General features: G+C 45.8%; 8 protein-coding genes. 3 read left to right on the forward strand and 5 right to left on the reverse strand.

Features of this window, described 5'->3' with window-relative positions:
* Positions 1–28: 28 nt before the first annotated feature.
* The 3 genes from corA to groL all read right to left on the reverse strand — a co-directional run bounded on the left by corA (position 29) and on the right by groL (position 4,441).
* On the reverse strand, positions 29–1,207 hold the full coding sequence (corA, locus tag MiSe_RS15760) for a magnesium/cobalt transporter CorA (RefSeq protein ID WP_226581303.1): 1,179 nt from the start codon (positions 1,205–1,207) through the stop codon (positions 29–31).
* A 47-nt stretch (positions 1,208–1,254) separates the two neighbouring features.
* Positions 1,255–2,448 (reverse strand): hypothetical protein, encoded by a 1,194-nt coding sequence (locus MiSe_RS15765; RefSeq protein WP_226581304.1) that lies wholly within the window; start codon positions 2,446–2,448, stop codon positions 1,255–1,257.
* Between the two features lie 337 nt (positions 2,449–2,785).
* On the reverse strand, positions 2,786–4,441 hold the full coding sequence (groL, locus tag MiSe_RS15770) for a chaperonin GroEL (protein ID WP_226581306.1): 1,656 nt from the start codon (positions 4,439–4,441) through the stop codon (positions 2,786–2,788).
* Positions 4,442–5,087: 646 nt separating this feature from the next.
* Here groL and MiSe_RS15775 point away from each other — a divergent pair.
* Positions 5,088–5,417, forward strand: a complete 330-nt coding sequence (locus MiSe_RS15775) for a hypothetical protein (RefSeq protein ID WP_226581308.1) — start codon at positions 5,088–5,090, stop codon at positions 5,415–5,417.
* 65 nt (positions 5,418–5,482) lie between these two features.
* Here MiSe_RS15775 and fabG read toward each other — a convergent pair whose 3' ends face one another.
* Entirely contained in the window at positions 5,483–6,247 is a 765-nt protein-coding gene (gene fabG, locus MiSe_RS15780; protein ID WP_226581310.1) for a 3-oxoacyl-[acyl-carrier-protein] reductase, read from the reverse strand.
* Positions 6,248–6,391: 144 nt separating this feature from the next.
* Here fabG and trxA point away from each other — a divergent pair, with 144 nt between their 5' ends.
* Positions 6,392–6,709 carry a thioredoxin gene (trxA, locus tag MiSe_RS15785; protein ID WP_226581312.1) on the forward strand — a complete coding sequence of 106 codons (318 nt, stop codon included), beginning with the start codon at positions 6,392–6,394 and terminating at the stop codon, positions 6,707–6,709.
* A 254-nt stretch (positions 6,710–6,963) separates the two neighbouring features.
* Here the strand turns inward: trxA and MiSe_RS15790 are convergent, their stop codons facing one another.
* The gene (locus MiSe_RS15790) at positions 6,964–9,081 is read right to left on the reverse strand and encodes a PAS domain S-box protein (RefSeq protein WP_226581315.1); all 2,118 of its coding nucleotides are present in this window, start codon (positions 9,079–9,081) and stop codon (positions 6,964–6,966) included.
* An 87-nt stretch (positions 9,082–9,168) separates the two neighbouring features.
* Here MiSe_RS15790 and MiSe_RS15795 point away from each other — a divergent pair, with 87 nt between their 5' ends.
* The gene (locus MiSe_RS15795; protein ID WP_226581319.1) at positions 9,169–9,846 is read left to right on the forward strand and encodes a response regulator transcription factor; all 678 of its coding nucleotides are present in this window, start codon (positions 9,169–9,171) and stop codon (positions 9,844–9,846) included.
* Positions 9,847–10,195: the final 349 nt, after the last annotated feature.

Consider the following 10,195-nt stretch of genomic DNA (forward strand, 5'->3'; position numbering starts at 1 on the left):
GGATCTAGTTTAGTCGTTATCGAAGCGGTTAATCGTCCTTGAGCGTAGAATAATTCTCAAACCAGCCGCGTCGCCAGAAAAAGACAACTAAACCAGCAGCCGTCGCTATCATCGTTGCCCAACAAAGGGGATATCCCCAATACCAGTTTAGTTCTGGCATATTCCAGGGAGATTTTTCCGTATTAAAGTTCATTCCGTACACCCCGGCAATAAACGTCAGCGGGATAAAAATAGACGAAATCACGGTTAGCAACTTCATAATTTCGTTCATTTTGTTGCTAATCGAGGATAAGTAGACATCCATCAAACCCGAACTGAGTTCCCGATAAGTCTCGACAATATCCATCACTTGAACGGCGTGATCGTAGCAGTCTCGCAGGTAAATTCGCACATCAGGACTGATTAAATCGCTGCCATCGCGGATCAAGGAATTGAGCGCATCTCGCTGGGGCCAAATAGCGCGGCGCAGCGCTAGCAATTCTCGGCGAATTTGATAAATTTTTTCTAAAGTGCGCCGCGTGGGTTGGGTGACCACTTCATCTTCTAGCTGATCAATTTGTTCGCCGTAGGCTTCCAGGACGGGGAAATAACCATCGATGATAGAATCTATCAAGCTGTAGGCTAGATAATCTGCACCTCGCTTGCGGATAATGCCTTTGTCGTGACGAATGCGATCGCGCACGGGTTGAAAGCAATCTTGCTCTGGTTCTTCCTGCACCGTGAGCAAATAATGTTTCCCCAATACAAAACTAACTTGCTCGCTGTGGAAGCCAATTCCCTTCTCTTTGGGGATGACCATCCGCGCAATAATCACCAGTTGATCTTCATGATCTTCTACTTTAGGTCGCTGAGGTACGTTGACCACATCTTCCAAAACCAGGGGATGTAAATCAAACACTTTCTCCATTCGCCGCCAAGTGCTTTCGTTTCCTAACCCCATGACATCCACCCAAGAAACCGACTCGCTGTCTAGGTAGGGGGCGCAAGCTGCTGGCGAATCAAGTACAACTCGGCTGGCTTTGGTTTCGTTGTAGTCAATTAACACAATTGTCGGAGGTAAGGCATCTTCCTCAAGGTCTAGCGTCCCCGGTATCGTCCCCGGTTCGTCGTAGTACTCAACAAAGTCCTCAGCGGCTGACTCTTCTTCCTCTTCTACTTGTTCGGGTTCTAGAGCTAACTCGGAAGCTGCCAATCTTCTTTCCATCATGCTAATCTACCTCGTTTTGTCGTTTTTACTACATCTTTAACTAATTTCTAATCCAAATATTTATTTTTGAGCAATTCTATTTCTTGCTTAAGTTGCTCGGCATCCATCCAACCTACATATGCTACATATTTACAAACACCTTTGCTGTCAAAAACATAAACGTGATATATTTTAAGGGGGTTTACGCAGAAGCGTAGCATACCGCTTCCATCTTTTAACTTTAATTCAACCAAAGTTTCATCCATCAAAGTACGGCGACTTAATTGCATCGCATCTTTTGTTATACCGCGAACCTTTTGCAAGCGAGTAATTACCAGATCTAAAAGACTGCTGTTGGCTGATGATTGATGAGAGTTTCCCAAAATATTAGATGCAATTAATTCGGCAGTTTTAGGACAGTTCCAGTAACCTATATGAGCATCACCCGCTCCGGCAATAATTGGCGTCTGAGATATTGCCGCTGGTATTGCTGCATTTAATTGACCAACAGCCTGGATAAATTTTTCTGTATATTTAGTAAAGTTTCGCACAGTTTTTTCCGCTTTATTAGCATCATTTTCAAGATAAATGTCTTTAAAAAAGAAGTTACACGATGAATCAATATTAAAGCTTGAGCGCAGAGGATAAGCAATGATATCGGAAGCGTGGATGATATTAATCCATCTGAGGGGTTGCTGTTGATATTTATTGAAAAAGGTTTTAAGCATTTCAGGAGTAACGCCTAACATAGTATTAAAAAATAAGATGGGAGAACCTATGGTAGTAATACTCCTCAATACTACTTTTCTTGTTTCGCTGGAATGGCTCAAGCCTTTGATGATTTGCCGGATTTTATAAGCCGGATCGTTAGAGTTAAACCTTTCAGAAAACAAAATATCCCACAAGATAACGCTACCCAGTGAATGAGCCACAATATGGATATCGGATGCTTCAGGGTTCAGCCTGATGAAATCATAGAGGTGATCGGCGATAAGTTCTCGGATTTTGGCTCCCCGTTCCGGGTTAAGATAGGTAAAAGCATCTCCAACAAATTCAGAGAGCAAACCTTGTCTGAATTGTTGATCCCGAAAAATTTCTTCAATGTCAACGCTTGGATCTTCAGTCTTGAGTGTCTGTAAATCTTGATTAATCCCGTTCCATATTTTGCCTACATCGCTTAAAACATCACCCCAAAAGCTTGAGTGAAACTGCGGGATGGGTTCGCCTCTAGTGGTAAATTCTTCTCTGAGTAATACTTTCAAATCATCGGCATATTGGACAGTCCGCGTCGCTACGCCGTGAATAAAAAATACAAGCATTGTTAGACCTCAAAGTTGAATTTTTAGATAGCAAGATATGTGTTAATAAAAAAGCAGCTTGTCTAGATAGACAAGCTACTTTCATTATTATTCCCAAAAATGTCTCGATTAAGCTATTTCGTCGAGGGGGAGGCGGGAGCCTCTTTTTAGGGGGAGGCGGGAGCCTCCCTGACTGCATTCCCAGGTAGAACCTGGGAACGAGAGCGAGAAACTCCCCGCGTCGCCGCGTCGCCGCGTCGCCGCGTCAGTCCTAACTCTGGGTACTCAAACGGACACGATATTACATCATGCCGCCCATGCCGCCCATGCCGCCCATGCCGCCCATGCCGCCCATGTCGGGGGCGCCGCCAGCGGGTTTCTTCTGGGGTTTTTCCACGACTAGCGCTTCGGTGGTTAATACCATCGAGGCGATGGATGCAGCGTTTTGCAATGCGAATCGCACGACTTTGGCGGGGTCGATGATACCGGCGACAATCATGTCTTCAAATGTGCCTGTGAGGGCGTTGTAGCCTACGTTGAACTCGGTTTCCCGCACTCGTTCGACGACCACGGAACCTTCGGCACCGGCATTATCGGCAATTTGGCGCAGGGGTGCGTCGAGACTGCGCGCGACGATATCGGCACCGAGTTTTTCTTCGTCGTCCAGGGTATTCTTAATCTCGTCGATTTTCTTGGTCAGGTGAATCAAGGTGACGCCGCCGCCGGGAACAATGCCTTCATCTACCGCTGCTTTGGTAGCGTTGAGGGCGTCTTCAATTCGCAATTTGCGGTCTTTGAGTTCGGTTTCCGTCGCCGCACCGACTTTAATTACGGCAACGCCGCCTGCGAGTTTGGCAATTCGTTCGGCGAGCTTTTCTTTATCGTATTCCGAGTCGGTTTCTGCTAGTTGCTTGCGAATTTGAGCGATCCGCTTTTGCACGTCTTCTTTTGCACCCTCATCGGCGACGATGATCGTGCTTTCTTTATCTATCGTGACTTTGCGAGCAACTCCCAGCATTTCCAGGGTGGCGGTATCCAAGCTTAACCCGACTTCTTCCGAAATTAGCTGTCCGCCTGTGAGGACGGCGATATCTTGCAACATCGCTTTGCGGCGATCGCCAAAACTGGGTGCTTTAATCGCCGCGACGCTTAAAACGCCTCTGGCTTTATTTACTACCAGCGTCGCTAGGGCTTCCCCATCGATATCTTCGGCAATAATGAACAAAGGTTTGCCGTATCGGGCGACTTTTTCCAGAACCGGGATTAAATCCTGGATGGCGCTAATTTTTTTATCTGTAATTAGCAGGCGGACATCTTCGTATTCCACCGTCATGCGATCGTTGTTGGTGACGAAGTAGGGGGAAAGATAGCCGCGATCTATTTGCATCCCCTCGACGACTTCGAGTTCGGTGGTGAGGGACTTGGACTCTTCAACGGTAATCACGCCGTCTTTGGTGACTTTGTCCATTGCTGCGGCAATCATCGCACCGACTTCTTCGTCGTTACCAGAAGAAACCGTGGCTACTTGCGCGATCGCTCCCCCTTCCACTGGTTTCGCTACCGCTTCGATTTCTTTAACCAACGCTGCAACGGTTTTATCAATCCCGTGGCGCAGCGCCACCGGGTTCGCACCCGCCGCTACGTTCTTCAATCCTTCGCGAATCATCGCTTGCGCCAGGATCGTCGCCGTCGTCGTGCCATCCCCAGCATTGTCTTTCGTCTTGGATGCCACTTCCCGCACTAGCTGCGCACCCGTATTTTCTAAAGGATCTTCTAATTCAATTTGTCTGGCAATGGTGATACCATCGTTGACGATTTGGGGGGCGCCATATTTCATCTCCAGCACCACATTCCGACCTTTTGGCCCCAAAGTAATGCGGACGGCGTCTGCCAGGGCGTTGATGCCCCTCTCCAATGCCCGCCGCGATTCTTCATCAAACGCAACAATTTTTGCCATACGTGACTTCTAACTTGCTTCCATTAGTTAATTTAGCACTCTCGCTGCCTGAGTGCTAATCTTTGGGGAAAGGGGGAAGAGGACGCGGTGACGCGGTGACGCTCGCTCCGCGGGGAGGAGGAAATTTGCCGCACGAGAAGGAAAACGGGATGATTAAGCCAGGGAGAACCAGGGCAGGGTGCTGCCTTTTGCAACTGGCTAGCAGTTTTAAATTTGATTTAGCCAGGACTTACGCAAACAAACCGGGTTTCTCTGAAAAATCGTCGGTTTGGAAATTCAATATCGCAGCAAGAAACCCGGTTTCTAAGAGCGTCGCGCGTAAGTCCTGTTTTTAATCCAATTACCAATTACCAATTACCTATTACCTATTACCTATTTACTATGTAGCTCAAATAAGCTACCACATTTAAGTGTCACTCTAATCAGCGACTGTACGTAATTGTAATTATTAGTTATAACTAAATTACCAAGAAATTTAGCTGGTGTTAGCTCGATAAGTTGAACCAGAAAATATTTCGACATATCCAGCATTAAACAACCAGAAAATGCCAGCAAAAATCTACCCCTTGGCTGATGTAAAACCAACGGATTTACCTCCAATCAGCTAAATTTTGACTAACTCGTTCCTCAAAGGAATAGGTATATTATGCAAACTCAAGAAACAGCGCCCGAATTAACAACTATCACCGTACCGGAAACAGCAGCAGCCGCGCCGAAGTACATCAACCCTAATAATATGTACGTCTACCGCGCCTACTTTGGTAAGTTTAAAGGCACGCAAGTTCGTCGATTGAATTGGAGCATCATCAAAAAGACTTCCCATGTTTTTGTAGAAGCAACCGAAGGCCATATGGGCGCTGCACCTTACACCGTCCAGAATGTAGATCCGCAAGATGGCTTTGTCGATGTTCGGTTGACGGTAGATTGGGGTTCTCCGATTGATGTCTACATCGATTATTTGGTAATTAATGGGTAATGGGTAATGGATAATTGGTAATTGGTTTTGTTTTCCATTACCTATTACCGATTACCAAAAGATTTTCAAGCCATTACCATGCCGCCATCGACGTTGAATACTTGCCCGGTAATATAAGCAGCAGCTGCATCGGCGGCGAGAAACCTTACCATCCCGGCAATTTCCTCTGGTTGACCGAAGCGTCCCAGAGGAATAAATTTAAGGATTTCTTCGGCTTTGACCCCGCTGGTCATGTCGGTGACGATAAAACCTGGGGCGACAGCATTGGCGGTGATACCCCTGGTGGCGAGTTCTTTGGCGACGCTTTTGGTAAATCCGATTACGCCTGCTTTGGCGGCGCTGTAGTTAGCTTGACCGGGGTTACCCATCAATCCGGAAACCGAAGTAATGTTGATTATGCGCCCGGATTTTTGCTTGAGCATGATTTTGCTGGCGGCGCGAGTGCATAAAAAGACACCCGTGAGGTTGAGGTCAATCACCGCTTGCCAATCTTCTGGCTTCATACGCAGCAATAGGTTGTCGCGGGTGATACCTGCGTTGTTCACCAGGATGTCAAGGCGGTTGAATTTTTCCATTGTGGCGTTGATCAGGGTGTCTACCTGGTCGGCTTTGGAGACATCGGCTTGTAGCGCGTACGCATTCCCTCCAGCCTCTGTAATTTCCGCTACTACAGCATCAGCGGCGGTACTGGAACTGGCGTAGTTGACGACGACGGCTGCGCCTTCGGAAGCGAGGGAGAAGGCGATCGCGCGACCAATTCCCCGCGAAGCCCCTGTAACCAAAGCTACCTGTCCCCGCAACCGCTGTTGACTTTCTGGCAATAATTCCATGCAAAAATCCTCTGGAAAAGTCTGGGAGAAAAAGCGAGTAGAATAACCGCGCTAAATATCTTAGTGCGATCCGTACCCAGAGGAACAGAAATAAATTTTTCCAACAATTAGAATCGAGCTATAGTCGAGAATCAATTTTGTGTTATGGCAACTAAACAAGAGTTCAACAGCTTTGAAGAAATGCTCGCTAGCTCTGACTTGCCTGTCTTGGTAGACTTTTATGCAACCTGGTGCGGCCCTTGTCAGATGATGGCTAAGATTCTAGAACAAGTCAGTGCCCAAATGTCAGGAAAGTTAAAAATTGTGAAAATAGACACCGATAAATACGAACAGCTAGCCGTCGATCATCGCATCTATGCTTTGCCAACGCTGGTACTGTTTAAAAACGGTGAAGCCGTGGATAGGATTGAAGGTGTGATGCAAACAGCGGATCTAATTCAGCGCTTACAATCTTTGCTTTAAAAGCGCAAGTTGCTATTGATAAAACCGATCCCCCCAAACCCCCCTTGATCAGGGGGGCTTTTGATGTTTTTATAAGTTGCTTGTTATCAAATCGATCCCCCCAAACCCCCCTTGATCAGGGGGGCTTTTGATGTTTTTATAAGTTGCTTGTTATCAAATCGATCCCCCCAAACCCCCCGGATAAAAAAAGCGATCCCCCTCACATCCCCCTTTTTAAGGGAAGAGGGGGGTCTCTTGGGGAGCTTTTGATGTTTTTAAATGACGCCAGTTAACACGGGACAATTTTTAAACGGTAAGGTAACTGTAAATGTAGTGCCAACCCCAACTTTACTTTGTACTGTAATGCTACCGCCGTGTAAATCTACGCACTTTTTGACAACTGCTAAACCCAACCCCGTCCCCGGAACATCGCCGACATTTTGACCCCGGTGGAATGATTCAAATAAGTTTTCTTGGTCTTCGCTTGGAATTCCGATTCCTTGGTCTTGGAACTCAAAAATTACCTTGTCCGATTCGCAATCGAGGGTAAAATAAATATGGCTATCCTCGCGGGAGTATTTAACGGCATTTGAAAGCAAGTTGCTGAGAATTGACCGCAGTAGTTTTTCATCCAGGTAACCATTTTTACCGGGACAGTGACTGATAAAAAAGATGTTTTGTTGCGCGCGAGAACTCAACTCAACTTCTTCGACTAAATCCCTACAGAATTTATCCAAATCCAGACGCTCTGGTTTAAACTCTAATTTTCCAGATTCGGCTCTCGTTAGGGTGAGAATATCGGTTAACAACTGCGTCATTGTTTTAGCAGCGGATTGAATCCGGTGCAGATTTTTAAGCTTTTTCTCTGGCGTCCAATTTGGACTGCTATTTTCTAGTAATTGCGCGGAAATTAAAATCGTGCTTAGAGGCGTGCGAAATTCGTGGGAAGCCATTGAGAAAAAGCGGAGTTTTAGTTCGCCGAGTTCCCTTTCTTTTTCCAAGTTGCGGCGAATTTCTTCTGCACGCTTGCGTTCTGTGATGTCCCGTACTACGCCGATACGTCGATAAACTTCTCCCGCTGAATTTTGGATGGGGAAGCAGCGATCGCATATCCAACGAATCGCTCCATCGGGTCGCACAATTCGGTATTCTATCTCATATTCTTTGGTAGCATTCTCAGCAATATTTTCCATAACCCGCGCTTTGTCTTCCGGATGAACGCCATCTAGAAAAGACTTCGGATTTGCGTACAAACTCTCGCAGTCACGACCACAAATTTTTTCATAAGCCGGATTCACATATAATAAATGATTAAAATTAGTATCGCTCATCCAAAAAACTTCCTGGATATTTTCTGCGATTTGGCGAAACTTTTCTTCGCTGATTTTTATCGCTGACTGTGCTTGTTTTTCTTCAGTAATATCAAGGGCTAACATCAGCCTTGCTTGTCTTCCCGCGAAGGCTAATTCATGGGAGGATATTTCTACATCAATAACGGTTCCATCTCGCTTTTGATGTTGCCAAACTCCGACTATAGCTGAAAAAGTCAATTTTTGCCCATCAGAGTCAAGATAAATATCCTTAATGGTCATTGCTAAAAATTCAGCCTGGGAATAACCGTAATGTTTAATAGCGGCTTCATTCACCGCTAAACAAGCTAAAGTTTCTTGGTCGTAAACCCATAAAGGATGTGGATGAAACTCGAATAGATTTCGATAGCGTTGTTCGCTTTCGCGCCAAATTTCTTCTGCTTGCTGGCGTTTCCTAATTTGTCGGTGCAGAAGCAAGTATACTGCCAAAAGCAAGCCAAAGCTAATACCGAAACCAACGATCTTCATCAGCACTGTATTTCGGAAACTCGCTTCTGAATCAGCGGTGCGACGCTGCAATAAGAATTTTTCCTCGGCTTCCATTTCGGAAATAACTTGCGAGATTCTATCGTGGAGGGCGATACCTTCATCTGTCAGTTCGATTTGAGTTTCCCTGTCCGAGGGATTTTGCTTATATAACTCAACAGATTTTTGAATCAAGGCTACTCTTTCGTCAATTAAAGGTTTGAGCAGGTCGAGTTTATACTGGTGATTGGGATTATCGGCGGTGGAGTGCCGCACCAAGTTGAATTTAGTGTTAATTTCTTGAATAGCCTTGTTGTAGGTTCCCAAATAAAACTCTTTTCCCGTTATAATATAGCCACGTCGCGCTCTTTCAGCATCCCGCAGCGTCATCAGCACATCTTTAATTTCTTCGAGAACTTCGTAGGTTTGCTCTACTCGTTTTTGTCTTTCAAACAGTTGGGTGGTATTTTGATAAGAATTTATATTCACTGCACCGAGAATAAGGATAGCCAACCCAAACCCGCCAGCAATAATTTTTTTTTCGAGGGGCCATTTCATATACAGACCTGCTTAAGGGCGATAAAATTTAATCATAAATCAGTAGTTAATCCCTGACGAAGGATGACAAGTTTAAAATTGGCCTATATGCGGATTTTGCTAGTTGAGGATGATATACGTTTGGCGGAGGCGCTAGCTGAAGCTTTGAGTGACCAGCTATATGTGGTAGATCTGGTCAAGGATGGGGAAGCAGCATGGGGACAAGTGCAGGCGATCGCATACGACGCGATTTTGCTCGATGTCTCGCTACCCAAACTCGATGGGATTAGTCTTTGCAGGCGACTGCGCGATCGCGGCTATCATTTACCGATTATGATGCTAACGGCTCGCGACACCAGCGCGGATAAAGTCAATGGGTTAGACGCCGGAGCAGATGATTATGTAGTTAAGCCGTTTAATCTACCAGAATTATTCGCTCGCATCCGCGCCTTGCTGCGCCGGGGAACTACCCTATCAACGCCTACTCTATCGTGGGGACACTTGCGCTACGATCCGATTACCTACGAAGTTACATATAACGGTCAAGCGCTGCACTTAACCCCTAAAGAATACAGCGTGCTAGAACTGTTACTCCGCAATGGTCGCCGCGTATTAAGCCGTTCGGTTATTATTGATAGCCTCTGGTCTAGTGAAAATCCGCCTGAAGAGGAAACCGTCAAGGCGCATATTAAAAGCCTACGCCACAAACTTAGATCCGTAGCCGCCCCCGATGATTTTATCGAAACCGTTCACGGTTTGGGATACCGCTTGAAACAATTATCTTAGGGTAGTAACGCTAGTTGGTAGTTATAAACTTGGGCATTGCTAATTGCTAATTGCTAATTGCTAGAGAGAAGCTCAGTAATATCCTGACATTAGCGATTAGCCAGCCATTAGCATAACTAGCAACTTGCTAATTGCTAATTGCTAATTGCTAGAGAGAAGCTCAGTAATATCCTGACAGCGATTAGCCAGCCATTAGCATAACTAGCAACTTGCTAATTGCTAATTGCTAATTGCTAGAGAGAAGCTCAGTAATATCCTGACAGCGATTAGCCAGCCATTAGCATAACTAGCAAATTGCTAATTGCTAATTGCTAATTGCTAGAGAGAAGCTCAGTAATATCCTGACAGC

Source organism: Microseira wollei NIES-4236, from assembly GCF_020521235.1.
Lineage (GTDB): Bacteria > Cyanobacteriota > Cyanobacteriia > Cyanobacteriales > Aerosakkonemataceae > Microseira > Microseira wollei.